The organism is Longimicrobium sp. (assembly GCF_048594345.1).
GTDB lineage: Bacteria > Gemmatimonadota > Gemmatimonadetes > Longimicrobiales > Longimicrobiaceae > Longimicrobium.
Genome location: NZ_JBMDXM010000194.1, coordinates 1 through 26851, shown reverse-complemented (window position 1 = coordinate 26851; position 26851 = coordinate 1). Strand labels below are relative to the sequence as shown.

The following is a 26851-nucleotide window of genomic DNA, read 5'->3' as shown; positions in this document are numbered from 1 at the left end:
TTCCTCGCGACGGCTGGCGACCCCTGCCCCAACTTCGGGCCCCTACTTCGGGGGAGGGGTGGTGGCCGAGGGGTGCGGAAGGGACTGGGACCGGATCAGCTACCGCGGTCGCGAGTGGCGCACAGGAAGAGCGTTTGAGGGCGAGCGGATGACCGTGCGGCCTGGCAAGGAGGAAGGACGCGTACAGGTGTACTACTGCAAGCAGCAGGTCCGAGAGCTGGACCTGAGGGTGCAGCCGGTGTCCGCCGAGTGTGTGTGAGGCTGCGCCGCTACGCGGCTTCGCCTCACACACTCAAAACCCAGAAGCGTTACCGATGTATCGGGAACATCCGTTACGCCTGTCCCCGGACCATACACCCGTTCGCGGGCGAGGGGCCGGGGGGTGACGGGTCCGGGCACAACGCGACCCCGTAGAACGCTACGCTATCGAGATCCCCGCCGACGCTCCTACGCACGCTCCCTCTCCGGAGACACAGGCGAGGCGGACCCTACTTCTTGAGCTTCGCCAGGTACTTGCTGCGAAAGTGGCTCACCTTGGGCGCGATCACCACCTGGCAGTAGCCCTGGCGCGGGTTGCGCGCGTAGTAGTCCTGGTGGTACCGCTCGGCCGGGTAGAACTCCGTGATCGGCTCCACCTGCGTAACGATGGGCTCCTCCCACACGCCTTCGGCCTCCAGGTCGCGGATGACCTCGCGAGCGGTGGCGCGCTGCTCCTCGCCGTGCGTAAAGATGGCGGAGCGGTACTGCGTGCCCACGTCCGCGCCCTGACGGTTGAGCGTGGTGGGATCGTGGATGGTAAAGAACACCTCCAGGATCTCGCGGAACGAGACTTCGGCCGGGTCGAACGTCACCTGCACCACCTCGGCGTGCCCCGTGACCCCGGCGCACACCGCCTCGTACGACGGGTTGGGCACGTGGCCGCCCGCATATCCGCTCACCACGCTCTCCACGCCGCGCAGCTGGTCGAACACCGCCTCAAGACACCAGAAGCACCCGCCGGCAAGCGTGGCCACTTCACGCTGATTGTTCTCCATCCTCCGCCTCCACCAAAGGTTGAACGCATACTGCCCGCGGCGGCGGCACGCGCAACGTCCGCATCTCCATACATGAAACGAGCCGCGCGCCGGCACCGTACGGCGGCGTCTCGGCCGTTCCCATCATCCCCCGTACGATCCGACGATGCTTTCGCTTCTGCTGGCCTTTGCCGCCGCACCGCTTGATACACCGACGGTTCAGGTGCGTGTCGCCCCCGCGCAGGTGTGGATCGAGGAGGGCGCGTCGCAGTACCTGAACTTTGACTTCGTGGTCCGCAACACGGGCGCGGATACGATGGATGTTACGCGCATCGAGGTGTCCGTCTACGACGAGGCCGGCGGGCTGCAGATCCGCAAGCTGGTAAACCAGAACGGCCCCAGCCCCAGCGTGCAGACGCTGGCGCCCATGCGCTCGTTCGCGCCCGGCGCGGAGGGGCTGATCTTCAACCCATTCTTCGAGTTTCCCCGCGAGGTGCGGCTGGCGCGGCTGAAGTACGACATCGAGCTGCAGCCCCGCGGCGCGGAGAGCCCGGCATCGTCCGTGGTGTCGGTGACGGTGGAGCCGCGTCCGTATCAGCCCCGAACGCCACTGGCGATGCCGGTGCACGGCCGCGTGCTGGTGTGGGACGGCCACGACTTTTACTCGCACCACCGGCGGTGGGATTTTGCGCACCCCGTGCTGCGCGAGAACTGCATCACCAGCAACCCGGGGCGCTACAGCTACGACTTTGTGCCGCTGGGCGCGGACGACAGCCTGCACACGGGCGATGGAACGTCGCACGCGCAGTGGCACGGCTGGGGCGCCGAGGTGCGGGCGCCGGCCGCCGGACGCGTGATCGCCGCCACCGGCGCGGAGCCGGACAACGGCGAATTCGACATCTCGGCGCTGTGCGCGAACGAGTTGGTGATGTACGGAAATTACGTGGTGATCGACCACGGCGGCGGCGAGATGAGCGTGCTGGCGCACCTGCGGCAGGGGTCCGTAACCGTCCGCCCGGGCGACGACGTGCGGCAGGGGCAGGCGGTGGCGCGCGTGGGATCGTCCGGCAGCTCGCTCTTTCCCCACCTGCACTACCAGCTGGTCACCGGCGTGGAACACGGCGCCGAGGGGCTGCCCTCGTACTTCCCCGGCATCCGCGTCCGCCGCGGCAGCGGCTGGGTCGCCGCGCCCAACGGCCAGACAGACACCGGCGACATCATCGACGCGCGAGGTCCTCAATAGCGACTGAAGTCGCGGCTACCACGTCACGCTGTCCGCCTGCGCGGACAAAAAGAAGCCGGCCGCACCCTGTGCATCAGGGGGCGGCCGGCGTCATTCGCGCGGATGGGCGGCGTCAGTGCGCCGGGCAGACGTCGGCGCCCTCGGGGTCCGGCGCGCCGTAGGTGCGGTGGTCCACGCGAGGTTCGGCGCCGGGCTTCAGCACGACCACGAACAGGTGGGAGAACTGCGGCTCGCACAGGTCCGGCAGCCGCGGCCCGCCCAGCGCGTGCACGATGGCGGGCACCGTGTTGCTGTGGCCCACGACCAGCACCGTGTGCCCCGTGTGCCGCCGCACCGCCGCCGCGACCGAATCCACGTGCGCCGGGCCGTACCGCAGCGACACGATCTCCGGCGTGAGCCCCTGGGCCTCCATCACCGCCCGCGCCGTGGCCTGCGTCCGCTGGCGGTCCGTGGCGATTACCGCGTCAAAGCGCATCCCCTCCACCGCATCGCGCAACGCGACCGCGCGCGCCGTGCCGGCCTCGCTGAGCGGCGGATCGTTGTTGCCGGCCTCTACCACCGCCTTTTCGGCGTGGCGCACCACCACGACCACGGTGGAATCCTGCGCGGCGAGCGGCGCGGCGGCCAGCAGCAGCGCGGTCAGCAAGAACGGACGAAGCAGGTTGCGCATCGGTGGATGGGGTCGGGAGGATGGAGCCGGTGGATGCGGCGGATGTCGATCGAATCCACAAATATAATGCATCGGGATGCGGATGGTCAGCCGCCCGCGTTCTCGCGCGTCGGGACGGTCATCATGGTCGCCGTCATGGTGGAGACGTGGCGCTCGGCGCCGTCGCGGATGGCGAACGCATCCGCCGTGCAGACGCTGATGGTTCGCCCCGCGCGCACCACCCGCGCCCGCGCGATCACCCGCTCGCCCACCGCGGGCGCCAGCAGGTTCACCTTGAACTCGATGCTCAGCACTCCGGCATCCGCCGGCATCAGCGTGTACGCGGCGTATCCGCAGGCGCTGTCCAGGACGGTGCTGACGATGCCGGCGTGCAGAAATCCGTTCTGCTGCGTCAGGTCGTCGCGAAAGGCGAGCTCCACGTCCACCTCGCCCGGCGCCACCCGCGCCAGCCGCGCGCCGATCGTCTCCATCACCCGCTGCGCGGCAAAGCTGCGGCGCACGCGCGCCTCGAAGTCGGGATCCTGCGGGACGAAGGACACAGGGAATAGGGAACAGGGAATAGGGAATAGCCAGCAACGGCACCGGCGCAGAGGGGAAATCTGCACCGGGACGGCGGCTGTGGCAAAGGTGGATGGATGATTGCTCTTGCGCCACGGCCCCGCGCGCGGAATCGTCATCGCGCGCGCATCCCGATCCACAAAGCCTGACGATGACGACCGATCCCGAGCAGCTGACCATCCGCCGCGCCGTCGCGGCCGACGCCCCCGTGGTGGCGGAGCTTGCGCTACGCACGTTCGTGGATGCGTTTGCCGGCGGCAGCGATCCGCACGACCTGGCGTTGCACACCGCGCGCTCCTACGGCGTTCCACAGCAGTCGGCCGAGATCGCGCACCCCGGAATCACCACGCTGCTCGCGGAGGCGGGTGGGCGCGCGGCCGCATACGCGCAGATCCGCCGCGGCCAGCCCCCGTCGTGCGTGCCGGACGCCGACGCCGTGGAGATCGCCCGCTTCTACGTGGACCAGGGATGGCACGGGCGCGGCATTGCGCAGCGGCTGATGGACGCCGCCCTGGCCCAGGCGCGGGAGATTGGCGCGCGCACCGTCTGGCTCATGGTGTATGAGCACAACCCTCGCGCGATGGCCTTTTACGCGAAAGAGGGTTTCCGTGAGGTTGGCCGCAACGGTTATCTCTTCGGAAACAGCCTGGAGCTGGATTACGTGCTGGTGCGCGAGGTGGAGCCCGAGCCGGAGCCCCGCACGGGCGAATAAATTCGCGGCAACAACCACACGAAATCCACCTTCGTGGATTGGCGGGCCATGGAGTTCGGGAAGGGGTGGTGAGCGTCGCTGGTTGAATATCGCTGTCCTGGAGGAACCGCCGCCCTCCCGACCACCCTGATTTTTAGCCCGGGGCTAGAGATGCCATAAGCCCCGCCCTGGGCTCGCGGAGCTCGCCCGGCGCGGCTTCACCTGCTCGGATCAGCTGAGGCCTGTGCGCGGCGGGGGCGCGGTGGCGGCGACAAGCCTCGCAACAGAGGGCGCGCACCGCCGGCGTGTGTGACGTTTATACCCTCTCCCGTTTGCGGGAGAGGGTGCGAGCCTAAGCGAGCGGGTGAGGGCCCTCGCTGGCGCAGCGTGCTAGGCATTTCTAAATGTGCATTTACGCACTTACGCACTCACGCACTTTCCCGATGGCCAACGCAACCCGCTCCGAACGCCTTGACCGGCTGCCGTTCACGCCCCTGCATCGCCGTCTGGTGGTGATCTCCGGCGCGGGGTGGGCCATGGACGCCATGGACGTGGGGTTGATCTCCTTTGTCATGGCCTCCCTCGCCGTGCAGTGGAGTCTGGACGGCGCCACGCTGTCGTGGATCGGCTCCGTCGGGTTTGTGGGGATGGCACTGGGGGCCAGCCTGGGCGGCAGCGTGGCCGACCGCGTGGGACGGCGCTTTGTGTTCGCGGCCACGCTGCTCATCTACGGCGTGGCGACGGGCGCGGCGGCGCTCTCGTGGTCGGTGGCGTCGCTGCTCTTCTTCCGCTTTCTGATTGGCTTCGGGCTGGGGGCGGAGCTGCCGGTGGCCAGCACGCTGGTGAGCGAGTTTGCCCCGGCGCGCATTCGCGGACGGCTGGTGGTGATGCTGGAGGCGTTCTGGGCGGTGGGATGGATTTTGGCCGCGCTCATCGGCACCTACGTCATCCCGCGCTCCGACAACGGCTGGCGCTGGGCATTCGCCATCGGCGCGCTGCCGGCGCTGTACTCCGGGATCGTGCGGCGCGCGCTGCCTGAATCCGTGCGCTTCCTGGAGCGCAAAGGCAAGACGGACGAGGCGGAGGCGGTGGTGCGCCGCTTCGAAGCCGCGGCCGGGGTGCCGCACCCGGAGCGGGTCGCGCCGCCGCAGCCCGTGACGAGTGCGTCGGTGGGGCTGCGCGAGCTGTGGCGCGGGCCGCTCGCCCGGCGCACGCTGGCGCTGTGGCTGGTGTGGTTCGGGATCAACTTTGCCTACTACGGCGCCTTTATCTGGATCCCCACGCTGCTCACGGGGCGCGGGTTCAGCCTGGTGAAGAGCTTTGAATACACGCTCATCATCACGCTGGCGCAGCTGCCGGGGTACGCCGTGTCGGCGTGGCTGATTGAGAAGTGGGGACGGAGGCCCACGCTGGCGGCGTTTCTGGCGGGCTCGGCGGGGGCGGCGGTGCTGTTCGCCATGGCGGATTCGCGCGACGCCATCCTGGTCGCCGGGTGCCTGCTCTCGTTCTTCAACCTGGGGGCGTGGGGCGCCGTCTACGCGGCCACGCCGGAGGTGTATCCCACCGCCATCCGCGCGACGGGCGCCGGGTGGGCCGCGGGATTTGGCCGCATCGCCAGCATCATCGCTCCCCTTTGCGTGCCGCCGCTGCTGAACGCGGGCGGCAGCGAAGCCGTGTTCGGCACCTTCGCCGCGTTCTTCGTCATCGCCATCATCGGTGCGCTGCTGCTCCCCGAGTGGAAGGGCCGCGACCTGGCCGAAGACGCGGCGGCGTAAACTACAGAAAAGATGGGGCCTCACACGGAGTCAACGGAGTTAACGGAGTTCGTTCGAGGCGCCCGTCCTGGATCGTGCTCTATCCATTCCTTGTTGGTGGAAAAAGGATGCACACGAGGGCCAGCGGAACCGGCACGAGAACACTCCGTTAACTCCGTTGACTCCGTGTGAGGCGATCTTCTTTTTGATCTTGCCGCACGTGCGGGGGTGTCATTTCTCGCACCATGCCCCATCTTTAACGGCTTGGGATGAATGATGAACGGCGGCCCGTGCGGAAACGACTGAGATGACGAGCGATTTTTTTGAGGATCTGGAGGCACGTGGCCTCATCCACGGCGCCAGCGAGGGCGCGCGCGAGGCACTGGCCGCGGGGCCGCTCACGGCCTACATCGGCTTCGATCCCACCGGGCCCAGCCTGCACGTGGGCCACCTGCTCCCCGTGCTGGCGCTGGCGCGGATGCAGCGCGCCGGACACCGGCCCATCGCACTGGTGGGCGGCGGCACCGGGATGATCGGCGATCCCAGCGGCAAAACGGCCGAGCGCCAGCTGCTCACCCGCGAGGACGTGCAGCGCAACGTGGACAGCATCCGCGGGCAGCTGGGCCGCTTCGTCGACTTCTCCGGCGAGGGCGGCGCGCTGCTGGTCGACAACCACGAGTGGCTGGGCGGGTTGTCGCTGATCGACTTTCTGCGCGACGTGGGCAAGCACTTTACCATCAACTACATGCTTGCCAAGGAGTCCGTAAAGCTGCGGATGGAGAACGAGGGTGGCCTGTCCGTGACCGAGTTCGCCTACTCGATGCTGCAGGCGTTCGACTACCGCGAGCTGTTTGACCGGCACGGCGCCACGCTGCAGATGGGCGGCAGCGACCAGTGGGGCAACGTAACTTCGGGGATGGAGCTTATCCGCCGCACGCGCGGCAAGCACGTCAACGGCATCGTCATGCCGCTGGTGACCACCGCCAGCGGGGTAAAGTTCGGCAAGAGCGAAGCGGGGACGGCGGTGTGGCTGGACGCGGAGCGCACCTCGCCCTTCCGCTTCTACCAGTTCTGGCTGAACACCGAAGACGCGGACGTGGACCGCTACCTCAAGTTCTTCACCGTCATCCCGGTCAACGAGATCGCGCGGGTGGTGGCGGAGCACCAGGCGGACCCCGCCGCGCGCACCGGCCAGCGGCGGCTGGCGGAGGAGGTCACGCGCATGGTGCACGGCGATGAGGGGCTGGAGCGCGCCGAACGGGCGACGGCGGTGTTCTTCGGCAGCCGTCCCGCGCAGGACCTGCCCGCGGCGGAGCTGCTGGACGTGTTCTCCGACGTCCCTTCGACGGAGGTGGCGCGCGACCGGCTGGACGGTGACGGGATCGCGGTCGTGGACCTGCTGGCGGAGAGCGGCGTCGCGGCGTCAAAGGGCGAGGCGCGCCGGCTGATCGCGGGCGGCGGCATCTCCGTGAACGGCGAGCGCGTCCCCACCCCCGAGCACCGCGTCCGCGCCAGCGAAGCCATCGACGGCCAGGTTCTGCTGCTTCGAAAGGGGAAGAAGCAGAACCACGTGGTGCGGCTGGTGTGACGGGCGGAGCGGGCTCGGCCCGGAGCCGAGCCAACCCCGTGGAATGACCGGGACCGCGGGATGAGCGGGTAAACCCGCTGCTGGAAAAGCGACAAGCCCCGCCTGACGACGCTCACGCGTCGGCAGGCGGGGCTTCAACTTCAAAGAACACAAAAAACTGTCATTTCAACGCTTCCCAGCCCGTGCCGTGTATCCCCTCTCCCACGCGGTTTGTGGGAGAGGGGCAGGCGAGGAACGAGCCGGGGTGAGGCCTACGGCCCCTCCGGCACCAGCGACACCTGCACGCGCCGCGCGGGGTCCAGGTACAGCCGCGCGGCGTTGCGCACGCGCTCCGCGGTGATGCTGGTGGCGGCCAGGTTCTCCGTGATCTGGAGCGGGTCCCAGCCGTTGCGGTCGTACGTCATCAGCCGCACCAGCCAGGTGGAGTTCTCGCGCATCTCCGTTTCGCGCGAGCGGCGGAACGACTCGCGCACCTTGTCGATCACGTCCTGCGGAACGCCCACGGCGCGTACGGTGTCGATCTCCGCCATCACCACCAGCACCAGCTCGTCCACCCGCTCCGGCGCCGAGCCAAAGTCGATGCTCAGGCTGTAGCGCGCATAGGGGTCGCGCCCCACGCTTCCCCCCACGCCCACCGTGTAGGTGCCGCCCAGCTCCTCGCGCAGCTTCTCCCGAAGCCGCAGCTCCAGCGCCGCCGCCAGCCCGCCGATGTCGGCCGTGGCCTGTCGCGAAAACTCCGCGGGACCGGTAAAGATCAGCACCGTGCGCGCCTTGGGCTCCACCCCGCGCCGCACCGTGCGCTCCACCACCCCGGACGGCGGGCGGATGCCCAGGTCGCGGAACGTCTCGCGCGTTCCCGTGCCGGGCAGGCTGGCCAGGTACGTCTCCACCAGCGGCCGCAGCGAATCGGGATTGAACGTGCCCACGAAGTAGAAGGTAAAGTCGCCCGCGTCGGCAAAGCGCTCGCGGTAGATGGCCAGCGAGCGGTCGATGTCCAGCGAGTCGAACACCGCGCTGGTGAACGGCCGGCTGCGCGGGTGCCCCTGCGTAAGGATGGCCGTCAGCGTGTCGCCGAACGCGGACTCGGGCGTCACGTTGCGGTTGCGCAGCGACTCTCGGCCGCGCTGCAGGTACGCCGCCCACGCCGTGGTGTCGCGCCGCGGCTGGGTAAAGTACAGGTGGATGAGCTGAAAGAGCGTTTCCACGTCCCGCGGCGCCGCGTATCCGTTCATCCCCTCCGTCAGGTCGCTTACGTTGGGGCCCACCGACGCCGCCTTTCCCGTCAGCCGCTTCTGCAGGTCCGTCAGCGACAGCCCGCCCACCCCGCCCAGCTGCACCGCCGCCGTCGCCGTGCGGCCGAACAGGTGCGCGCTGTCGGGAAGCAGCGACAGGCCGCCGGGGCTGGTCGCGGCGAACAGAATCTCGTCGTCCTTGAAGTCCGTGGGCTTGAGGACGACGTGCGCGCCGTTGCTCAGCGTCCAGCGGATCACCCCGATCTCCGCCGTGGAATCCGTTTCCACCACCCGCCCCGGCGCCGGCGCGCTGGCCAGCAGCGGCGCGTCCGACACCGTTTCGGTGTACGCCGCCAGATCGGAGCGGACGACGGAGTCGGCGACAAACGCCAGCCGCGCCTCGCTGGGCCGCTGCAGCCCCGCGCGCTCCGGCCCGCTCACCAGCACCACGCGGTCGCGCAGCCCGGCGTAGCGGCGGGCCGCGGCGTTCACCTCTTCCAGCGTAACGGTGGGGACGATGGCGGCGTTCATCGCGTACTCGTCTTCCATCGTCCGCAGCGGGCCGCGGCGGAGAAAGTGGTCGGCGTACGTTCCCGCGTACGCGCCGCTCGTGGTCTTCGCCCGCTCGGCGTAGATCTGCTCCCACATGCGCAACAGCTCCGTCCGCTCGCGCTCCAGCTCGGCCGCGGTAAAGCCGTGCCGCGCCGCGCGCTCCAGCTCCGCCACCAGGCCGCCCAGCCCCCGCTCCGCCCCGCCCTCGGCCACCGCCGCGCTCAGCGCGAACGTCTCCACCGGCCGCAGCGAGCTGCCCAGGTAGCTGCCCACGTCGATGAACGGCGCGTCGGGCTGCAGGCTGATGTCCTGCAGCCGGTCGCCCAGCAGCCCCGCGAACATCCCCTCCACGATCCCGCGGCGGATCTCCGCCGGCGTGGTGTCGGGCTGGGCCGGGAGCATCCAGTTCATGGCCACGGTGGTGCGCGGCACCTCGGCGTCCACCGTCACCATGTAGCGCGTGCTGTCGGGGAAGGGCATGGCGATCTCCGGACGCGCCGGCCCTTCCTTCGCCTGCATCCCGCCAAACTCCTGGCGAATGCGCGCCTCCATCTCGCGCGGATCAAACTCGCCCACCGCGACGATGGCCATCAGCTCCGGCCGGTACCACTGCGCGTAAAAGCGGCGCAGCGTCTCGGGCGCAAACGTCCGCAGCGTCTCCAGGTCGCCGATCGGCAGCCGTTCGGCGTAGCGCGACCCGGCGAACAGAAAGGGGAACTGGCGGTCGCTGATGCGGGCACCCGCGCCCCGCGAGCGGCGCCACTCCTCGATCACCACGCCCCGCTCCTTTTCGATCTCCTCCGTGTCCACGGCGATGCCGTCGGCCCAGTCGCGCAAAATCTGCAGCCCCGTGTCAAGCACGCCCGCGCTGTCGGTGGGCAGCTGCAGCATGTACACGGTTTCGTCAAAGCTGGTGTAGGCGTTGATGTCAGGGCCAAACCGCATCCCCACGCGCTCCAGGTAATCGACGATCTGGTGCTTTTCGAAGCGGCGCGTGCCGTTGAAGGCCATGTGCTCCAGAAAGTGCGCCAGCCCGCGCTGGTCCGCGTCTTCCAGCACGGAGCCGGCGTTCACCACCAGGCGCAGCTCGGCGCGCTTTTGCGGCTCGGCGTTGCGGCGCACGTAGTAGGTAAGCCCGTTGGGCAGCACGCCGCGGATGACCGACGTGTCCCCCACCAGCGCCGGAAGCCTAGGCGCCGGTGCGGTTTCGGCCGATGATGACGACGGGCCCGCGGCGGGCGCGGGTGCGCCGGGCGCGCAGGCGGCGAGCGCCAGGACGGGCAGCAGAGCGCGCAAGATACGCATGGACAACGAGTTCCGGGGATGTGGATTTCGCGGATGATGATGCCGTGGGGTGCTACCTCCGGACCGGGTGCGGGTTCCGTACCATAGCGGCGAAAGGTACAGAGGAACAGAAAAAGCCAGAGGAACAGAGGGAATCGATCGTCCTCTGTTCCTCTGGCCGTTCCCTGTTTCTCTGTACCCCCATCTGTTGGGATCAGGGGATGGCGCCCGGCTTCCCCGCGATGCGCCGCAGCACGCCCGTCTGGCCCGCATGATACGCCTGATGAAAGAGGATGGTGCCCAGCAGCGAGCGCGTGGTCTCCGTCAGCTCGCCGCCGCTATCGGGACCGGGCATGGGGCGCTCCAGCGCCTCGGGCGTCAGCGTGGCGAGGCCGGCCTGGAATCGCTCCGTCTGCGTGTCGAACGCGGCCAGCAGGTCGCTCAGCTGCAGCGCCTCCGCGGGATCCGTGATCGGCCGGGAACCTCGCTCGTAGCGCGCGACCGCACTGCCCATCACCGGCTCCTGCCCCACCAGCGGCAGCACCTTGTCGTACACGTTCACCACGTGGCCCACGATGAAGTTCAGGCAGTTACCCTCGGGCTGAGGCTGCACCAGGCTGTCCTTCTGCGTGAGGCCGGCGGTGTTCGCGCGGATCACGCCCTGCGTCATTCCCGCCTGCTGCTGGTAGATCGCAATCTCGCTCAGGGTGGCCGGTGCGGCGGTGCTCATGGGTATCTCCTCGCGTGTGAATGATACGATCTCGTACTATTCGATTTCCATATATTGTATCGTCCGCCCCCATCCGTCAAGCCTGTGGCGGCAAGGTGAGGATTCATCGTATCTTACGAAATCGTAGCATCTGCTTCCGAGCGAATCCGTTCCATGGCCCTGGAATTTCTTTCCCCGCTGCACAAGGCGTCGCGCCAGCTTTCCGTGTACCTGGAGCCGCCGCCGGGCGAACCCGGGCTCACGCCGACCGAGGGGCACCTGCTCAGCTATCTGAACAGCTACGCGCCCGCGGCCATCGGCGAGCTGGTGCGGGTGTTCGGCATCAAGCAGTCCACCTTCACCAGCATCCTGGACCGGCTGGAGAAGGACGGCCTGATCCGCCGCGAGATGAACCCCACGGACCGCCGCTCCTTCCTCATCCACATCACGGACGAGGGGCGGGCGCACGCGGAGGCGTCCAACCGCGTCCTGCTGGAGCTGGAAGAGGCCATCCGTTCGCGCGTGACCCCGCGCGACGTGCAGGGCTTTCACGCCGTCATGCGCGCCGTCGAGGAGATCACCCAGGTGCGCCTGCGCGACCGGTAATACGGAATCCGGGGAAGCACCTGTCATTCAGACTCTGAGGGAGCGCCCGCGTCGGGCTCTCGGAAAAGCGGCGGAGTCAGCGGCGCGACCGAAGAATCTCCCTCCCCTCGCGCGGAACCCCTTTCCGGGCAACGCCCGGGAACACACTCGTGACGGAAAGAACTTCCCGTTTCAGCATAAAGATTCTTCGGTCGGCGCCATGCTCCTGGGCGAACGGAGAGTACCGCGCGGCGCCTCCCTCAGAATGACAATTTTGTCGGCGGAGAGAAAAAGATGAGCCCCGGAGAAAGCATCTCCGCGGCTCATCTTTTCTCCGCGTCTCCGCGTGAGCGCTTTTACCGGGCCAGGTTGATGTTGACGTACTCGTCCTCGCCGGTAACGTCACGTTCCACGTGATCGCGAAGCCAGTCGGGGATCTGCACGTCGAAGTCCTCGGAGGGCAGCTCGATCTCCGCCAGCACCAGCCGCCGGCGAAAGAAGCGGTCGATCTCCCACGTGAGCGCGCCGTCGGGCACCTTGAAGCGCAGCTTGCGGACGCGGCGGCCCTTGGTCAGTTGCCAGAGGCGGCGGAAGGTGGCCTGGTCCGCCTCTTCCTCGATCTCCGTGCGGCTGATGCCGGAGCCCAGCTTGACCGTGCGATAGTACTTCGCCGGCTCGCCCGCGCGGCGCACGCGGCGCACGCGCTCCTGCAGGTGGTCGCCGGGCAGGTAGCCCTGCACGATCTCCGTCCGCACGGCGCCCGGCGGCAGCTTCGGCATGCTGCGCAGCAGGAACTTGCGCTCGATCTCCTGGTTCGCGCCCGCGCCGCTGCCCCGCATCTCCTCCGCCAGCGCATCCACCCTCGCCAGGAACTCCGACGCCCGCCCCGCCAGCCAGCTTACGCACGCCTCCGCGTAAAGCCGCTCCATCTCCCTCTGCGCCGCGGTCCGCAGCGCCTGCAGGCCGGGAACGGGGTCCGGCTCCGGGCGCGGGTCCATGGCCTCCGCGTCCGCGCGCTCCGCCGCCAGCAGCTGGCCGGCCACGTAGGCGTCGTGCATCTCGCCCAGCGTGTCCTGCATCTTCTTGAGCCGCTTGACCGCCCACGCGGCCTCCGGAAGCTCGTCGGCGAACGGCTCCAGCAGGTAGCGCAGGCGTTTGGCGGAGATGCGCGCCTCGTGCAGTGCCTCCTGCTCGGCGATGGAGCCGGACGCATCCAGCCTGCGCCGCAGGTCGGCGACGTGCGCGACGACCAGGTCCGCCACCACGCCGCCCATCTGCGGCGTTTCGCGCGGGTCCGCGGCGTCGACGTGCGCCTCGTACGCGGACAGGCGCCGCGACAGCCGCTTGCGCTCGCGCCCAAAGTCGTGCGCCACCTCGTCGCGCAGGTCGCGGTCAAGCTTCGCCTGCCGCGCGCGCAGGCGCTCCAGCAGCCAGTCCGCCCCGGGCTGCTCCGCGCCGGAAAGCCCGTCACGGCGCGACTGCATCCACTCGATCATCACCTCGCCGTCGCGGCTTTGGCCGGTGGCGCCGGCCAGCGCCTTGAGCCGCTTGCGGTCCTTGCCGCCGATGGCGTCCCGCAGGTGATCGGCGTAGGCGCGGACGGTGCTACGCAGCCGACGAAGGCCCACGCGAAAGTCGTGGAGCGCCTCCGCGTCGCCCGCGTCGTCCAGGCGCACGCGCGCGGCCTGCGCCTCGGCCAGAAAGCGCAGTGCCAGAAAGCGCGCGGCGCGGTGCACGCCCAGCTCCAGCAGGCTCACGCGCCCTCGCCCAGCCAGCGCAGCTGCCGCGGCGCGATGGACCACGACAGCACCGCGTTGCCGCCGGACGGCGGATCGTCGAACTCCAGCAGCACGGCGCCGCCCTTCTTCATCTCCACGAACGAGTCGTTGCGCCCCGTGAGCAGCCAGCCGATCAGAAAGCCCAGGTGCGGCTCGTGGCCGATGACGGCGACGGTGTCGCCCAGCTGGTGCGAGCGCAGCCACCCCAGCAACTCGTCGGGCCGCCGCTCCGGCGACAGCTCCTCCAGCGTGACGACCTCCATCCCGCCGTACGCCTTGCTCACGATCTCCGCCGTCTGCGCGGCGCGCACCAGCCGCGAGCTGGCCAGCATGGTGAGCTTGGGCATCACGCGTTTCAGGCCGCGCGCGGCCCCGCGCATGCGCTTGCGGCCTTCGTCCGTCAGCGGGCGCATGCTGTCGGGCTGCCCGCTGGCCGCGAACGAGTCGCGGTCCTCGGCCACGCCGTGGCGGATCACCAGCAGCTTCATCTCCTCCTCCTCATCGTCGTCATCGTCCGGTCCTGATCGCCGTACCAAGCACACCACGGGCCGTTACAATCGAGCGCCCGGTCGGCGAGGAGCCGGGGCGCTTCGGCCAGTATACAGCTGCGTCCGCGGAGCACCCCCTCCGGGCTCGTAAACCTCGCCCACCTCCCCCAAAAAACCCTGGGGGAGGTTGATGTGGCCGACATGGTGGGGCGCTTCCGCCAGTATCCGACTGCGTCCGCGGGCGGCCCCCTCTCCCGGCCTCTCCCCCAACTTCGGGGGAGAGGTGACGCGATCCGACAGCCCAGCACGTTGAATCCTGCCACAGCGCGATCGACTTCTCCCCTCTCCGTGAGGAACGAACGGGGAGGGGTCGGGGGAGGGGCACCCCGGCGGCCGCCAGTTCGATGCTGGTCGCCGAACCGCTATCCATCGGCATCACCCCTCAATCATCCCACCCGTCATCCGACGCCTCCACCGTCACCTCCGCCGAGCCGTCGGAAAGGTAGGTAACGTGCACCTGCCAGGGTCGGCAGCACACCTGGCAGTCTTCCACGTACTCCTGCCGCGGGCCGCTGCCGGGGTCCAGTGCGATGTCCACCGGCTCGCCGCAGTAGGGGCAGAACACGGTCGCACCGGTGTCGGCGGTGCCGTCGCCCAGCGGAAAGTCTTCGTCCAGCCAGGCGTCCTCGGGCTCTTCTGCAATGTAGATCATGCGATGATAATGCGTCGTCGGGGCCGCATCACCAAGCGTGCCGCTCCTCGGCCGCTTGCCGGGCGGGGGCGGCGCCGGGTACAATCCACGGGATTGCGTCGCCCTGATCCACCCGCGCCACGAAGATCCCATGAACCGATTTGCCCCCGCCCTGCGCACGGGCTTGCTCATGATGGCCGTCGCGTCCCTGGCCGCCTGCTCCGGCTCGGGCGAAACGGAGACGGCCGAAGGGGAAACCGCCGCGCCCGCTCCGTCCGCCGAAGCACCCGCGCCGGCCCAGCCGCAGGGACAGCAGCAGGCCCCCGCCAGCCCGCGCGACACGGCGCAGGCGACCATCGCGGACGGCAGCGTCCTGATCGACTACGGACGGCCGTCCATGCGCGGACGCACCATCATGGGCGGCCTGGTTCCGTACGGGCAGGTGTGGCGCACGGGCGCCAACGCGGCCACCACGCTGGTCACCACGCGCGACCTGCGCATCGGCGGCACGACGGTTCCGGCGGGCACCCACACGCTCTACACGCTGCCGACGGAAAACGCGTGGCAGCTGATCATCAACAAGCAGACGGGGCAGTGGGGCACGGAGTACGACCAGGCGCAGGACCTGGCGCGCGTTCCCATGCAGGTGGGCCGCACGCCCGCGCCGGTGGAGCAGTTCACCATCGCGCTAGAGCCGGGCGGCGGCAACGTGCTGAACCTGGTGATGACGTGGGAAAACACGCGCGCCAGCGTGCCGATGGAGCTCGTCAACCTGGGAGCGCAGTAACACGATGGAGGAAGAAACGCGGCAGGCCGAGTTCGGCGAGCCATTCCGCCGCTTTGGGGAGTGGATGGAGCGCGCCATGGCGGCGGGCGTGGCGGAGCCCACGGCCATGGCGCTGGCCACGGCGGACACGGAGGGGCGCCCATCCGTGCGGATGGTGCTGCTGAAGGGGTTCGACGAGCGCGGCTTCGTGTTCTACACCAACCTGGAAAGCCGCAAAGGGCGCGAGCTGATCGCCAACCCGCACGCGGCGCTCTGCCTGTTCTGGCAGCCGCTGGAGCTGCAGGTGCGCATCGAGGGCCCCGTCACCTCCGTCACCGACGCCGAGGCGGACGAGTACTACGCCTCCCGCGCCCGCGGCAGCCGCATCGGCGCGTGGGCCAGCCAGCAGAGCCGGCCGCTCGCCTCGTACGACGAGCTGATGGGCCGCGTGCAGCAGTACGAGGCCCGGTTCACCGGCGACGACATCCCGCGTCCGCCGTACTGGTCGGGCTTCCGCCTGGACCCGCAGCGCATCGAGTTCTGGCAGGGCCGCCCCAGCCGCCTGCACGAGCGCGAGCGCTTTGATCGTGCGGACGGCCAGCGTTGGGCGGTGCAGAAGCTGTATCCGTGAACTGCAGGGAATAGGGAACAGGGAATAGGGAATAGCCTGCCAGGAATGACGATGATGCTCGCTACAGGCGTGACACGCCGAGCCCGTTGATTTCCTGAGGGAGCGCCACGCCGAAGCCTGAAGCGACTCAACCGCTTGCGCGCGACCGAAGGATCTCGTCGGCCTCCGCGCACGGCCAAGATCCGAGCGTAGAAGCCAGCCCCGCGGTTCTGCCGGCGAGATCCTTTCGGCGCCACGGCAGATCGCGAAGGGCTGGTCCGGTGCGGCGCCTCCTTCGGGAAATCACGCGGGGATTCAAAGTCCTTTGCGCACCGCTGCAACCCCGCGGGTGCGGCGCCGGTTCAGCGCTGGCCGATGTCCTCGCTCAGGACCGGCTTTACGTCGATGATCGGCGTGCCGTCCAGCGCTTCCAGGCTGCGCACCCGCACCCGCGAACCGTCGATGGCGGTGATGCCCACGCGGTGCAGGCCAATGGGATTGGGCCGGTGCGGAGAGCGCGTGTTGAACACGCCCTCCAGCGGCCGGGAGGTGTCTCCGCGCGGATGCACGCTCAACACGTCCCGCCGCGCCCGATCCAGCCAGGTGAGGACGATGATGTCATCGCCGGCTCGAAGCCCCCGCAGCCCCTCCAGCACCTCCGGCTCAAACACCAGCCACGCCCCCGGCGCGCCTTCATCCGCCTGCCGCGGAGCCGACTCCAGCTCCGTCAGCGGCGACTCGACGCGGCCGATCGCCCTAACCTCAAAATTCGCCAAGCTCTTCTCCTACTGTAGGCGTACCAAAGGCGAGCTAGGACAGTCCTTTGCGGGGCGGTACCCAAGTGCTCGCGCCATATCCAGAGTATAGAGCAAAATCTGTTTCTTGGAGATTCCACCCGGCACGTATTTCCGACACTCACACCACCGGAATATCATCTTCTCACGGTTTCCAATTAGGGGTCCCGCGTGGGTGTATTCAGGATTTGTGTGTTGTAGAAATGGGTCGATTTCGACCGCGCCGTCGAAATAGGTAAGCGGACCTGTCCTGCACCATCCACCTGCATTTGGGAAGTAGTGATATCTCTCGCACGTAACGCCGATTGTGCGGAAGGGCGCCTGAGCGTGTGTGGATACCTCGGCAAAGGCACGCTGCATATGCGCTTCCGTTAGCTCCTGTGGGAATTGGTACTCGCGGCGATACGTTGTTCCGCCAATAACTCCCACATCAAGATGGATCGAAAGAGGAGACCCGCTAGGCCCGATGCTGGGGGTACTTTGTCCACTCTCAACAGCGGCGGCCAGTGCTCGTGCTTGGCTGGCGTTAACCCACTGAATCCGCTCGCCGCGCAATCGCTTATGGATAGAGCTTAGTTTGTTGATCATGGAAACCGCTGCGGGCTTACCGAGTTCAGCCAGAAATCCTTTCGCGATCTCAAGCGTGAGCCAAACTCCCACGTAAGTAGGCAGATCAAATTCAACTGACATCTGAAGTGGATAACGATCAGTTGTGACATGAACATTGGTTGAGAATCTGGAGAGAACCTCCGTGAGTTCATCAAGGGCCTCGTCCGGAGCGGAGTGAAGTACTCTGACGTGAATGTCCGGGGTTAGATTTGAACTCATAATGATCCCCTTTTCATGCGTGTGCGATGCATCTACAGAGATGGCCTACCGTCCTTATGCAGCCCCGCCATACGTGCCCTCAGCGTAGACTGTAGGCCCGTGGGGCGACGCGACGCGGAAGCGGTGGCCGGCGGCGTCTTCGGCGGTCAGCAGGACGGCGGTGGAGGGGAGGGGGAGCGGCGCGCGAAAGACAATGCGCATCCGCCGCAGCGCGCCGGGATCGCCGCGCAGGCGCTGGGCGATGAGGGTGTGCGCGGTGCGCGCCGCCGTGGCGTAGCCGTGCAGGATGGGCGCGCGAAAGCCGAACGGGCGCGCCGTCCACGGCCACAGGTGGATGGGATTGTAGTCGCCGGAGACGCGGGCGTAGCGGCGGCCCGCGCCGGCGGACAGGGGCCAGCGCGCCAGCTCGCTCCAGGCAATGCCGTCGGCTGCGGGAGCCGGCCGATCCAGGCGGGGCGGTTCAGCGTCGTGCGGCGTGCGCGTGCGGAGCATGAAGACGGACGTGCCCTGGCTGCAGAGCTGGCCGGCGCCCATCCAGTTGCGCGAGAGCATGGTCATCTTCAGCCCGCGCGGCGTGCGCTCTACCCGGTCCAGCTCCACGCGGCAGCGGATGGCGTCGCCAGGCGTCAGGGGGCGCGCCCACACCATCTCGGTGGAAACGTGCACCATGGCACCCAGCGGCAGCGGCGTCTCCAGCCCGGCAAGCATCTCCATCGCCAGCGCCGTTTCCCACGTGGCGCAGTAGAACGGCGGCGTGGCGGGCCGCGCGTCGAAGAACGCGGTGACCGCGTCGCCGCCGGTGGCGCGGGCGTAGTCGCGCACGTGCGCGGGGTCCACGTAGATCTCCGCGCACTCGCGGGCGGCCTTGCGGCGCGGGGAGGTCACGTCCAGCGCGGGCGCCGCGCCGCTGACGCGGACGCCGCGCGCGGCCAGGCGCAGCATCGACCGCAGCGGTGACGGCGGGCGCGACATCCGCCGCCTTTACGCCCCGGCCAGCAGCTGCACGGCCACCCGCCGCTCGCGCGGGCCGTCGAACTCGCAGAGATAGATCCCCTGCCAACGGCCCAGCACCAGCCGCCCGCCGCTGACGATCACCGTGAGCGACGGGCCAAAGAAGCTGGTTTTGAGGTGGCTGTCGCTGTTGCCCTCGGCGTGGCGGTAGAACGGCTCCTCATGCGGCACCAGGCGGTCCAGCTTGCCCAGGACGTCGTGCACCACGTCGGGATCGGCGTTCTCGTTGATGGTGAGGGCGGCGGTGGTGTGCAGGCTCTGCAGCACGACCGCGCCCTCCTTCAGGCCATCCGCGGCCACGATCGCCTGCACCTTGTCGGTGATCTCCGCCATCTCGCTGCGGCGCGAGGTGCGCACCCGGATCTCTTGCATCCGTCAGCGCGGTCCGCGGTTGCGCACGTTCTCATCCCAGTAGCGCATCCACGCGGGGCCCTGCTGCTGCAGCCGGTTCCAGTCGATGGGCTCCGGGCGGATCTGCGCGCGGACGGCGCGCATGCGCTCCGGCAGCGAGTCCGCGGGAAAGTCGTTGCGCGCGGGAAGGCGAAAAAAGTCGCGCGCGGCGGGCGCCAGCGCCGGGTTGCTGCCGATGAACTCCACAAACTGCCGCGCCTGCTCCGGGTTGGGCGCGCCCCGCACCACGGCGACGGCATCCACCAGCAGGGGCGTGCCGCTGCGAGGGATCACGTAGTCGATGGGATAGTTGTACTGCTTCTTGATGATTTCGATGTCGGGCAGGTCCCACAGCGTTACCAGCCCCTCCTGCCGCGCCAGCTTCTGGTACAGGATGGTGGGATTGAGGACGTACTCCTTGGTCTGCCCGTCCAGCCGCCGCAGCCACTGAAAGCCCTGCGCCGTGTCGCCCGTGGTGCGCAGCGAGCGGTCCATCACCATGCCGAAGATGGTGCGCATGGTGCCGCTGGCCATGGGGTCGCGGATGAGCACCTTGCCCTTCCACTGCGGCGCCAGCACATCGTCCCAGTCCTGCGGCGCCTGGGCGGCGGGGATGGCGGCGGAGTTGTAGGCGATGACCTCGGGCGTCAGGTAGTTGCCGTGCCACAGGCCCTGCGGGCTCCTGGCGTCCGCCGGCAGCGCGCCCGCCCAGGTGGGGACAAAGCGCTCCAGCAGCGAATCGCCCGCGGCCTGCTCAAAGAGCGGCGCGGGTGCGCCCCACCACACGTCGGCCTGGGGGTTGGCACGCTCGGAGCGGATGCGGTCGAAGACCTCCTGCGACCCCATGTCCACCCACTGCAGGTCCACACCCGCGTGCGCGGCCTCGAACTGCTTTTCAAACGCCTCCAGCATCTCGCGCCCGTGCGGCGAGTACACGGTCACCACCTGCCCCGCGTCGCCCCCGCCTCCGCACGCCGCCGCCAGCACCAGCGCCGCCAGCGCCCCCAGCCTGCCCGGTCTGTTCAGCATTTCGTTTCTTCGAGGATGTTGATTGCCCGCGAGGGTGCCCCTCCCCCGGCCCCTCCCCGTTCGTTCCTCACGGAGAGGGGAGAGTCGTAACCGGGGATTCGGAGGCTCGTCGAATAAAATCGAACTTCGTCCGCCAGCGCCCCCCCTCTCCCGGCCTCTCCCCCCCGAACTGCAGGGGGGAGAGGAGAACTTCGATCCCGCTGCGACAGCTTCGGATCGCGTCCAACCTCCCCCGGCAGTGTCGGGGGAGGTGGGCGAGTGGTGCTCGCCCGGAGGGGGCCGGCGCCGGGCCCGCCGAAGCACCCCGCAGCTCGCGCCGTTTATCCCCTCGCCCACGCAGTTTGCGGGAGAGGGCAGGCGAGGAACGAGCCGGGTGAGGGCCCGCCGGGTGAGGGCCTCACGCCGCCGTGAGCAGGATCGGCTTGCCGCGGGTGATGACCAGCGTCTGCTCGTAGTGCGCGGCAAGGCCTCCGTCGGCGGTGCGCACGGTCCATCCATCCGACCCCTCCACCCAATTGCCCGTAGTTTCGCCGATGATGGGCTCTACGGTGATCACCAGCCCGTGCGTGAGCAGCTGGTTGGCGCGCGGGTCGTAGTAGTTGGGAACGCTGGGCTCTTCGTGGATCGTGCGGCCGATGCCGTGGCCGTTCAGATCGCGCAGCACGCGAAAGCCGCGGCGGTGCACCTCGTCCTCCACCGCGCGGCCGATGTCGTGGACGCGGTTCCCCTCGCGCGCCACCTCCATCGCCCTGGCGAACGCGGCGCGGGCGCAGTCGGCAAGGCGTCGGGCGCGCTCGGGCGCGGGCGCCACGGCGACGGTCACGGCGGCATCGGCCATGTAGCCGTCCTTTTCGATGGTCACGTCCAGCTTTACCAGGTCGCCGGGCTTGATGACGCGCGCGCCGGGGATGCCGTGCACCACCTCGTCGTTCACGCTGATCAGCACGTCGCCGGGAAAGCCGTACACCATCCTGGGCGCCGATCGCGCGCCGTGCTGGCGCATCACCCGTCCGCCGATCTCGTCCAGCTCGGCGGTGGTGATGCCAGCCTTCAGCGCCTTTTCCATCGCACGGATGATCATCCGCACGATCTTGCCCGCGCGCTTGAGGCCTTCCAGGTCCTGCTGCGTTTCAATCGACATGAACGGCGAGGAGACAGGTTTACGGGTACGGGCTACAGGCTCTGCGGATTGCGTCCCATCAGGCTCCGCGTTGGCCGCCATGACGCATGATCGCCCACGTTTGGGATGATGGTTCGTCGCCGCGATTCCCGATCAGGCGGCGAGCCGTCGTCGTGCACGATCAGCCATGTCACGGTAGACAAGGTTCGTCGCGATTTCGACATGACACGGGCGCGTCCCGCCTGCAGGAGCGAATGAATTCACCGCTACAACAGCACCGCCTGCGCGGACTCGGCGGCCGGGCCGTGTACGGCGTCTCAAGCACCTGCGCGTCCGCAACCCGGCGCGTTCGGGCGAGCCTGCGTATGTCGAAGCGCCCCGCCGTCGCGGCTACAGTCCACGAAGGTGGACTTTGCGCTTTCCCAGCGGCGAATTCATTCGCTCCTGGGGCGGACTCGGCGGCCCAACGGTGTGGCGGTCCAAGGCCAGCGCGTCCGCAACCCGGACATCATCCAATCGAGCAGCGGCAATCCAGCGCCCCCCACTCTCGTACTCTCGTACTCTCGCACTTTCGCACTCCCCTACTTCGCTCCCAGCGCCAGCAGATTGGCGAACAGCCGGTACGCGCCGGGAACGCCGTGCGGGAACTGGCGGAAGAACGAGATGCCCGTGTAGACGTACGTTCCCTGTCCGTGGCGGGCGATCAGCAGGCCGCCCTTCAGCGGCGTCTCGCCGGGGTCGCCGGTTTCCAGCACCGGGGTGTACGCGGGATCCCACGTTTCCGCGAAGTACAGGCCGCGCTCCTGCACCCATCCGGCCCAATCCGCCTCCGTGATGCGGTTGGGCGTGGTGACGACGGGGTGCGCGGGGTCAAGAGTGCGGACGGGCGCGTTCTCGTCGGTCACGCGGCCGTGCGGGCGCGCCATGGTGATCGGGAACGGGGTGAAGTTGCCCTCCACGATCTCGTACTTGTTGTACTGGACAATGAAGGTGCCGCCGCGCTCCACGTAGTCCAGAACCCGCTGGTTGTGCGCCATCAGGTCCGTACGCACCTCGTACGCGCGGCTGCCGGCGATGATCACGTCGAAGCGGTCCAGGTCCCCCTCCGCCAGGTCCTCCGCATCCAGCAGCTCCGGGGTGATCCCCAGGTTCGCCAGAAAGCCGGGTCCCTCCTCGCCCGCGCCCTCGATGTACGCCACGCGCAGCCCCTGCGGCACGCGCACGTCGAACGCGCGCACCACGGATCGCGCGTCGTGGTACAGCGGCCGGGCGCGCACGTGCGGATAGTCGATCATCTGCACCCCGCGCTCAAAGCGGCGTCCATCCTCCGCCACGAAGACGGCGGAGACCGGGTGGTCGCCCGCCCGCGCGTTCGCCGGCGCGGTGACGGTGAAGCGCACCTCGCGCACCTCGCCCGGCGCGGCAAAGCGCACGGGCACGGACGCGGGCTCCACGCGCCACCCGGCCGGCACCTCCAGCCGCGCCGTCCCCGCGATGCCGCCCGGCTGCTCGGCCGCCAGGCGGACGGTGTAGGTGATGGGGCGCGGCGAGGCGGTTGAAAGCACGCGCGCCGGCGGGTCCAGCAGCACCGAGACGGCGGGCACCACCATCACCGGCCGGCGCAGCTCGCCCTGGCGCAGGTCCACCTCGCGATAGGTGACATCCGTGCACAGGCTGAGCTTCTGGCCGTTCACCTCGCCCTGGGCGCACGCGGTGAGCGGCGGCCGCTCGAACGGCAGCGACTCGGCCATGTCGCGGTCGTCCATCTCCCAGTAGTACAGGTCGCCCTTGCGCGGCTCGCGGAGAAAGTACGGCTCCGTGGGGTCCGCCCCGGCCGGCACGTGCACCTTCCACCGCTGCGTCAGCAGGGCGCCCGGCGCCACCGTGGCCTCCACCCCCGGGCCCGGGATGGTGTCGACCGGAGTGGCGTACCAGTTTCGGTCGCCGTGCATCCCGGGGCTCAGGTCGCGGACCCGGATGGGCTCCGCGCCGCCGTTCCACAGCGTGACCTCCACGTCCACCGCCTGCCCCGGCGCCAGCCGCGCGTCGCCGGCCACGCCGTCGATCACCAGCCCCAGCGCCGCGACCGCCGCTTCCTGCACCTTGAGGATCTCGTCCATGATGTCGGACTTGAGATCCGCCACGCCATGGGTGGCCGGCATCGAATCCCACGCCACCCACAGCGTTCCCAGCGCCTCCAGCAGCCCCGCCGCGCTGGCGCGGGGCTCCAGCGGGTTGAAGCGCGACCGAACGGTCTCTACCTGCTGCTGGTAGCGCGCCAGCGCGCGTGCGGCGGTGCTCTCCGCCGGCCCGTCGAGCGCAAGCGTGGTGTCGAGTCCCGCCCAGACGGACGGCTCCGTGCCTGTGGCACCCTCGGGAAGAACCCGGCGCAGTGTGCCCCAGCGCGGGCCGGGAAGCTCCGGACGTCCCATGTCCTGCGAGCGGTGCCGCGAACGGCTGGCCATGGCCAGCTGAAAGGGCGAGCGCCCGATCAGGGGGTCCAGGTTGCCGATCGGCACACGGACGGTGGCGTTCTCCGCGTTGCCGCGCAGCGACTGGTACAGCCTGGCCGGTCGCCACCCCGGTCCACGGGACGGTGCCGAGAGCGCCGTGAACGCCTCGCGCGCCAGGATGGCCGACACCTGGTGGTGGCCGTGGCCGTCGCGCGGCGTGCCGCTGAACACCGTGATGATGATGTCAGGGCGGAACTGGCTGATGACCATCTCCACGTCGCGCAGCAGCTCTTCGCGCGGCCAGTGGCGAAACGTCTCTTCCGCGCTCTTGCTGAAGCCGAAGTCGTACGCGCGGGTAAAGAACTGCCGCGCGCCGTCCACGCGGCGGGCGGCCAGCAGCTCTTCGGTGCGCAGCAGCCCCAGCCCCTCGCCCAGCTCGGGCCCAATGCCGTTCTGCCCGCCTTCGCCGCGCGTAAGGGAGAGGTACGCCACCTCGGCGCCCTCTTCCAGCGCAAAGCGGGCGAGCAGCTGCGTGTCTTCATCGTCCGGATGCGCGCCGATCATCAGCACGCGCTTGGTAATGCCCAGCTTGCGCAGCTGCAGCCCCAGCGCGGCGGCGCCGCGATACTCGCCGCCGTCCTGCGCGGGCGCGGGCCGCGGGGTCATCGGCAGCAGCAGTGCCGCCGCCAGCGTTGCGATTGCGAAAGATCGAAGGTTCATCCCGCCAAGCTATGTCACGGGTTCCGGGCGCACAACGGCATTTGCGGGATGGGCCCCTCCCTGCTTGCTCCTCCCGGAGCGCCCAGCCGTAGCCGCTGATTCAGGACTCGTCGATCGGGATCCAGCCGTCGCCTGACGAGGCCCTCACCCCCCGCCCTCACCCGTAAACCATGCGGAACTGCGCGGGAGAGGGGAGACGCGAGCCTGGGCTGTACCCCGCCGTTCTGAACGAGCGCCGCACTCGAGCCCGCGGGCCGCCCTGGACGCCTCGCATCGTCTTAACGCGCCGCGGGTCAGCCTTGGCCCAGCACCAGCGATCCCCGTGCGGTGAGCGGCGCGGGAAGGCCGTCGATGCTGCGGGCGTTCTTCTCCTGGCGGTACTCCACCAGACGCGCCTCGCCCTTGTTGAGCGCCCAGCGGGGCAGCGTGTCCCGGTCGCCTACCAACTCCATCCGCGGCACCGCGAAGCCGCACGACGTCTGCACCCGGTGCACGTCGATGGTGACGATCTGCCGGACGCCGGGGTGGTCGGGAAAGAGCGGGCGCAACTCGTCCCAGTCCGGCTCGCCGGGGAGCACGGTGGCGCCGCGGCCGTACAGGCGCAGGATGAACGGCGGGCCCTGGAACGCACAGAACATCACGGTGATGCGCCCGTTCTGCGCCAGGTGCGCCGACGTCTCGTTGCCGCTCCCCGTAAGGTCCAGGTACGCCACGCGGTGCGGACCCAGCACCCGAAGGCAGTCCAGCCCCTTGGGCGACAGGTTCACGTGGCCGTCCGCCTCCAGCGGCGCCGTACCCACGAAAAACAGCGGCTGCGCGCCGATGAACGCACGCAGCTCGTCCGTGATCTGCTCCAGAACCTTCGCCATCGCTCGTCCGCTCCTCCGCGTGTGTCATCCCCATCCGCACGCGAACGTACACTCCTTGCCGCGCGCGTAAAAGGAGGTTTGACACTCCACCCTTCCGTAGCTACATTGATTGAGAACGGTTCTCAATCTCCTTGCGGGGCTCTGGATGACGCAGGCGACCCAGACGGCGGCGGCGGCGCAGGACACGCTGCGGCACATCAGCGAGACGGAGCGCGGCGAACGCGCGCGGCGGGCCGCCGCGGGCGCGCTGGTGCTGCGCGTCGTGGAGCTGTCCGTGCGCGGCGCGCCCGACGAGTTCACGCTGCGCCGCGCCCGCGCCGAGGTGGAGCGGCTGGAGAAGAGCGCCGAGAAGAGCATTCTGCTGCGCGGCCTGCGCGTGCTGGAAGAGGGCGCCACCGCGGGTTCGCTTTCCGCGGCGCTGGTTTCCTACGCCTGCGAGCTGGAAAAGACGCGCCGCCTGCCCGAGGCCGATGCCTTCATCACCCTGGCGCTGGCGCTGGACGAGGGAAGCGGGGCCACCGCCCTGCACGCCGCCCGCCTGGCGCGAAAGATGGGCGACCGGCAGCGCGCGCTGGTGCTGTACTGCGCCGCGCGCGACCTGGACGGCGGCGACGGTCAGATCGCCCGGCTGGCGGCGGTGGGCGAGGCGGTGGTATCGGATGACGGTGTGCGGATGCTGGGCCGCGTGATTCGCGGCGCGCTGCGCGCCGGCGACGCCGAGGCCGCCGCCGTGGGGCTGGAGGAGCGCGCCGCCCTGCGCCGCGCGGCGGGCGACCGGCGGGGCGCCGCGCGCGACCTGTGCCTGGCCGCGGCTCGCTACACGGACCCCGTGGACCGCGGCCGCGCCGCGCACGAGCTTGCCGGCGCCGCGCTGTCCCTGGGTGACGCGGGCGCCGCGCGCGAGGCGCTGCTGGTGGCCCTTGCCTGGGGCGACGCGCCGCAGAAGGACCACGCGCGCACCCGCCTGCACACGCTGTCCCGCGACCTGGGCGACCAGGTGGGGATGCGGCGCTGGCGCTCGTTCCAGCGGCCGTCGCTGGTGTCGCTTTCCGCGTACCGCCCCGCGCCCGCCGCCCGCTCGCTGGCGCCGCGGCTGCTGCGCTGGCGCGAGGCCCTGGGCCAGCGCGCCGCGAGCTGACCGCCGCATTGCGACGAATGAAGACGGGGGCGTCCGGCCCCAGCCGGACGCCCCTGCGTTTTCGCTGTGCGGACCAGGTTTCAAACGGTCCAGGCAGAGGAAACGACACGAGTAATCTAATCTAATACCATTTCTCGCAGCTCGTTGTGCAATCAGAGGAACGACGGAAAAGCATCACGCGGAGGCGCGGAGGAACGGATGAGGCGCGGAGGCGTTTTGGGCGTTCCCTCCGCGCCTCTTCTGTTTTCTCCGCGCCTCCGCGTGAAAATCGTTCCCCTCACTGCACA

23 protein-coding genes are annotated in these 26851 nt (G+C 69.2%); 8 read left to right on the top strand and 15 right to left on the bottom strand.

Going from position 1 to position 26851, the window contains the following annotated elements; all coding sequences use genetic code 11:
- Positions 1 to 488: 488 nt before the first annotated feature.
- Positions 489 to 1034, bottom strand: a complete 546-nt coding sequence (gene msrA, locus ACOJUJ_RS21395) for a peptide-methionine (S)-S-oxide reductase MsrA (protein WP_420128948.1) — start codon at positions 1032 to 1034, stop codon at positions 489 to 491.
- Positions 1035 to 1179: 145 nt separating this feature from the next.
- On the opposite strand from msrA, the gene ACOJUJ_RS21390 reads away from it, so the two are divergent.
- Positions 1180 to 2256: a murein hydrolase activator EnvC family protein gene (locus ACOJUJ_RS21390; RefSeq protein WP_420128947.1), complete on the top strand. Its 1077-nt coding sequence runs from the start codon at positions 1180 to 1182 to the stop codon at positions 2254 to 2256.
- A gap of 112 nt (positions 2257 to 2368) precedes the next feature.
- On the opposite strand, the gene ACOJUJ_RS21385 is transcribed toward ACOJUJ_RS21390, so the two are convergent.
- Positions 2369 to 2926 (bottom strand): SixA phosphatase family protein, encoded by a 558-nt coding sequence (locus tag ACOJUJ_RS21385; protein WP_420128946.1) that lies wholly within the window; start codon positions 2924 to 2926, stop codon positions 2369 to 2371.
- Between the two features lie 86 nt (positions 2927 to 3012).
- Positions 3013 to 3465 carry a PaaI family thioesterase gene (locus ACOJUJ_RS21380; RefSeq protein ID WP_420128945.1) on the bottom strand — a complete coding sequence of 151 codons (453 nt, stop codon included), beginning with the start codon at positions 3463 to 3465 and terminating at the stop codon, positions 3013 to 3015.
- Positions 3466 to 3635: 170 nt separating this feature from the next.
- Between ACOJUJ_RS21380 and ACOJUJ_RS21375 the strand changes: the two genes are divergently transcribed.
- The 3 genes from ACOJUJ_RS21375 (at position 3636) to tyrS (ending at position 7517) form a co-directional block, all read left to right on the top strand.
- Positions 3636 to 4196: a GNAT family N-acetyltransferase gene (locus ACOJUJ_RS21375; RefSeq protein ID WP_420128944.1), complete on the top strand. Its 561-nt coding sequence runs from the start codon at positions 3636 to 3638 to the stop codon at positions 4194 to 4196.
- Positions 4197 to 4618: 422 nt separating this feature from the next.
- Entirely contained in the window at positions 4619 to 5950 is a 1332-nt protein-coding gene (locus ACOJUJ_RS21370; protein ID WP_420128943.1) for an MFS transporter, read from the top strand.
- A gap of 286 nt (positions 5951 to 6236) precedes the next feature.
- Positions 6237 to 7517: a tyrosine--tRNA ligase gene (gene tyrS, locus ACOJUJ_RS21365; protein WP_420128942.1), complete on the top strand. Its 1281-nt coding sequence runs from the start codon at positions 6237 to 6239 to the stop codon at positions 7515 to 7517.
- Positions 7518 to 7768: 251 nt separating this feature from the next.
- Here tyrS and ACOJUJ_RS21360 read toward each other — a convergent pair whose 3' ends face one another.
- Positions 7769 to 10606 carry a M16 family metallopeptidase gene (locus ACOJUJ_RS21360; RefSeq protein WP_420128941.1) on the bottom strand — a complete coding sequence of 946 codons (2838 nt, stop codon included), beginning with the start codon at positions 10604 to 10606 and terminating at the stop codon, positions 7769 to 7771.
- 193 nt (positions 10607 to 10799) lie between these two features.
- Positions 10800 to 11315 carry a DinB family protein gene (locus tag ACOJUJ_RS21355; protein WP_420128940.1) on the bottom strand — a complete coding sequence of 172 codons (516 nt, stop codon included), beginning with the start codon at positions 11313 to 11315 and terminating at the stop codon, positions 10800 to 10802.
- A 153-nt stretch (positions 11316 to 11468) separates the two neighbouring features.
- On the opposite strand from ACOJUJ_RS21355, the gene ACOJUJ_RS21350 reads away from it, so the two are divergent.
- A complete protein-coding gene (locus tag ACOJUJ_RS21350; protein WP_420128939.1) occupies positions 11469 to 11900 on the top strand; it encodes a MarR family winged helix-turn-helix transcriptional regulator in 432 nt (143 codons plus the stop codon).
- A 335-nt stretch (positions 11901 to 12235) separates the two neighbouring features.
- Here ACOJUJ_RS21350 and ACOJUJ_RS21345 read toward each other — a convergent pair whose 3' ends face one another.
- The 3 genes from ACOJUJ_RS21345 to ACOJUJ_RS21335 form a co-directional block, all read right to left on the bottom strand.
- On the bottom strand, positions 12236 to 13636 hold the full coding sequence (locus ACOJUJ_RS21345; protein WP_420128938.1) for a CHAD domain-containing protein: 1401 nt from the start codon (positions 13634 to 13636) through the stop codon (positions 12236 to 12238).
- Entirely contained in the window at positions 13633 to 14145 is a 513-nt protein-coding gene (locus ACOJUJ_RS21340) for a SixA phosphatase family protein (RefSeq protein WP_420128937.1), read from the bottom strand. The genes ACOJUJ_RS21345 and ACOJUJ_RS21340 overlap by 4 nt, the downstream gene beginning before the upstream one ends.
- A gap of 442 nt (positions 14146 to 14587) precedes the next feature.
- Positions 14588 to 14857, bottom strand: a complete 270-nt coding sequence (locus ACOJUJ_RS21335) for a CPXCG motif-containing cysteine-rich protein (protein WP_420128936.1) — start codon at positions 14855 to 14857, stop codon at positions 14588 to 14590.
- Positions 14858 to 14987: 130 nt separating this feature from the next.
- Between ACOJUJ_RS21335 and ACOJUJ_RS21330 the strand changes: the two genes are divergently transcribed.
- Both ACOJUJ_RS21330 and pdxH read left to right on the top strand, forming a co-directional pair.
- Positions 14988 to 15623, top strand: coding sequence for a DUF2911 domain-containing protein (locus ACOJUJ_RS21330; protein WP_420128935.1), 636 nt, complete (start codon positions 14988 to 14990; stop codon positions 15621 to 15623).
- Between the two features lie 4 nt (positions 15624 to 15627).
- Complete coding sequence (gene pdxH / locus ACOJUJ_RS21325) at positions 15628 to 16233, top strand: pyridoxamine 5'-phosphate oxidase (RefSeq protein WP_420128934.1); 606 nt, start codon at positions 15628 to 15630, stop codon at positions 16231 to 16233.
- Between the two features lie 341 nt (positions 16234 to 16574).
- Here the strand turns inward: pdxH and tsaA are convergent, their stop codons facing one another.
- From tsaA to ACOJUJ_RS21290, 7 genes are all read right to left on the bottom strand, one after another.
- Positions 16575 to 16988: a tRNA (N6-threonylcarbamoyladenosine(37)-N6)-methyltransferase TrmO gene (gene tsaA, locus ACOJUJ_RS21320; RefSeq protein ID WP_420128933.1), complete on the bottom strand. Its 414-nt coding sequence runs from the start codon at positions 16986 to 16988 to the stop codon at positions 16575 to 16577.
- 900 nt (positions 16989 to 17888) lie between these two features.
- Entirely contained in the window at positions 17889 to 18806 is a 918-nt protein-coding gene (locus ACOJUJ_RS21315) for a MaoC/PaaZ C-terminal domain-containing protein (RefSeq protein WP_420128932.1), read from the bottom strand.
- A gap of 9 nt (positions 18807 to 18815) precedes the next feature.
- On the bottom strand, positions 18816 to 19217 hold the full coding sequence (locus ACOJUJ_RS21310; protein ID WP_420128931.1) for a secondary thiamine-phosphate synthase enzyme YjbQ: 402 nt from the start codon (positions 19215 to 19217) through the stop codon (positions 18816 to 18818).
- Between the two features lie 3 nt (positions 19218 to 19220).
- A complete protein-coding gene (locus tag ACOJUJ_RS21305; RefSeq protein WP_420128930.1) occupies positions 19221 to 20264 on the bottom strand; it encodes an extracellular solute-binding protein in 1044 nt (347 codons plus the stop codon).
- Between the two features lie 397 nt (positions 20265 to 20661).
- Positions 20662 to 21405, bottom strand: coding sequence for a type I methionyl aminopeptidase (gene map / locus ACOJUJ_RS21300; RefSeq protein ID WP_420128929.1), 744 nt, complete (start codon positions 21403 to 21405; stop codon positions 20662 to 20664).
- A 560-nt stretch (positions 21406 to 21965) separates the two neighbouring features.
- Positions 21966 to 24557, bottom strand: coding sequence for a PIG-L family deacetylase (locus ACOJUJ_RS21295; RefSeq protein WP_420128928.1), 2592 nt, complete (start codon positions 24555 to 24557; stop codon positions 21966 to 21968).
- A 293-nt stretch (positions 24558 to 24850) separates the two neighbouring features.
- Positions 24851 to 25426: a pyridoxamine 5'-phosphate oxidase family protein gene (locus ACOJUJ_RS21290; RefSeq protein WP_420128927.1), complete on the bottom strand. Its 576-nt coding sequence runs from the start codon at positions 25424 to 25426 to the stop codon at positions 24851 to 24853.
- Positions 25427 to 25571: 145 nt separating this feature from the next.
- Between ACOJUJ_RS21290 and ACOJUJ_RS21285 the strand changes: the two genes are divergently transcribed.
- A complete protein-coding gene (locus tag ACOJUJ_RS21285) occupies positions 25572 to 26564 on the top strand; it encodes a hypothetical protein (RefSeq protein WP_420128926.1) in 993 nt (330 codons plus the stop codon).
- Positions 26565 to 26851 lie beyond the last annotated feature (287 nt).

Coding starts and splice junctions, on each gene's coding strand:
- msrA (WP_420128948.1), bottom strand. CDS start 1,034: ATGGAGAACAATCAGCGTGAAGTGGCCACGCTTGCCGGCGGGTGCTTC.
- ACOJUJ_RS21390 (WP_420128947.1), top strand. CDS start 1,180: ATGCTTTCGCTTCTGCTGGCCTTTGCCGCCGCACCGCTTGATACACCG.
- ACOJUJ_RS21385 (WP_420128946.1), bottom strand. CDS start 2,926: ATGCGCAACCTGCTTCGTCCGTTCTTGCTGACCGCGCTGCTGCTGGCC.
- ACOJUJ_RS21375 (WP_420128944.1), top strand. CDS start 3,636: ATGACGACCGATCCCGAGCAGCTGACCATCCGCCGCGCCGTCGCGGCC.
- ACOJUJ_RS21370 (WP_420128943.1), top strand. CDS start 4,619: ATGGCCAACGCAACCCGCTCCGAACGCCTTGACCGGCTGCCGTTCACG.
- tyrS (WP_420128942.1), top strand. CDS start 6,237: ATGACGAGCGATTTTTTTGAGGATCTGGAGGCACGTGGCCTCATCCAC.
- ACOJUJ_RS21360 (WP_420128941.1), bottom strand. CDS start 10,606: ATGCGTATCTTGCGCGCTCTGCTGCCCGTCCTGGCGCTCGCCGCCTGC.
- ACOJUJ_RS21355 (WP_420128940.1), bottom strand. CDS start 11,315: ATGAGCACCGCCGCACCGGCCACCCTGAGCGAGATTGCGATCTACCAG.
- ACOJUJ_RS21350 (WP_420128939.1), top strand. CDS start 11,469: ATGGCCCTGGAATTTCTTTCCCCGCTGCACAAGGCGTCGCGCCAGCTT.
- ACOJUJ_RS21340 (WP_420128937.1), bottom strand. CDS start 14,145: ATGAAGCTGCTGGTGATCCGCCACGGCGTGGCCGAGGACCGCGACTCG.
- ACOJUJ_RS21335 (WP_420128936.1), bottom strand. CDS start 14,857: ATGATCTACATTGCAGAAGAGCCCGAGGACGCCTGGCTGGACGAAGAC.
- ACOJUJ_RS21330 (WP_420128935.1), top strand. CDS start 14,988: ATGAACCGATTTGCCCCCGCCCTGCGCACGGGCTTGCTCATGATGGCC.
- pdxH (WP_420128934.1), top strand. CDS start 15,628: ATGGAGGAAGAAACGCGGCAGGCCGAGTTCGGCGAGCCATTCCGCCGC.
- ACOJUJ_RS21315 (WP_420128932.1), bottom strand. CDS start 18,806: ATGTCGCGCCCGCCGTCACCGCTGCGGTCGATGCTGCGCCTGGCCGCG.
- ACOJUJ_RS21310 (WP_420128931.1), bottom strand. CDS start 19,217: ATGCAAGAGATCCGGGTGCGCACCTCGCGCCGCAGCGAGATGGCGGAG.
- ACOJUJ_RS21305 (WP_420128930.1), bottom strand. CDS start 20,264: ATGCTGAACAGACCGGGCAGGCTGGGGGCGCTGGCGGCGCTGGTGCTG.
- map (WP_420128929.1), bottom strand. CDS start 21,405: ATGTCGATTGAAACGCAGCAGGACCTGGAAGGCCTCAAGCGCGCGGGC.
- ACOJUJ_RS21295 (WP_420128928.1), bottom strand. CDS start 24,557: ATGAACCTTCGATCTTTCGCAATCGCAACGCTGGCGGCGGCACTGCTG.
- ACOJUJ_RS21290 (WP_420128927.1), bottom strand. CDS start 25,426: ATGGCGAAGGTTCTGGAGCAGATCACGGACGAGCTGCGTGCGTTCATC.
- ACOJUJ_RS21285 (WP_420128926.1), top strand. CDS start 25,572: ATGACGCAGGCGACCCAGACGGCGGCGGCGGCGCAGGACACGCTGCGG.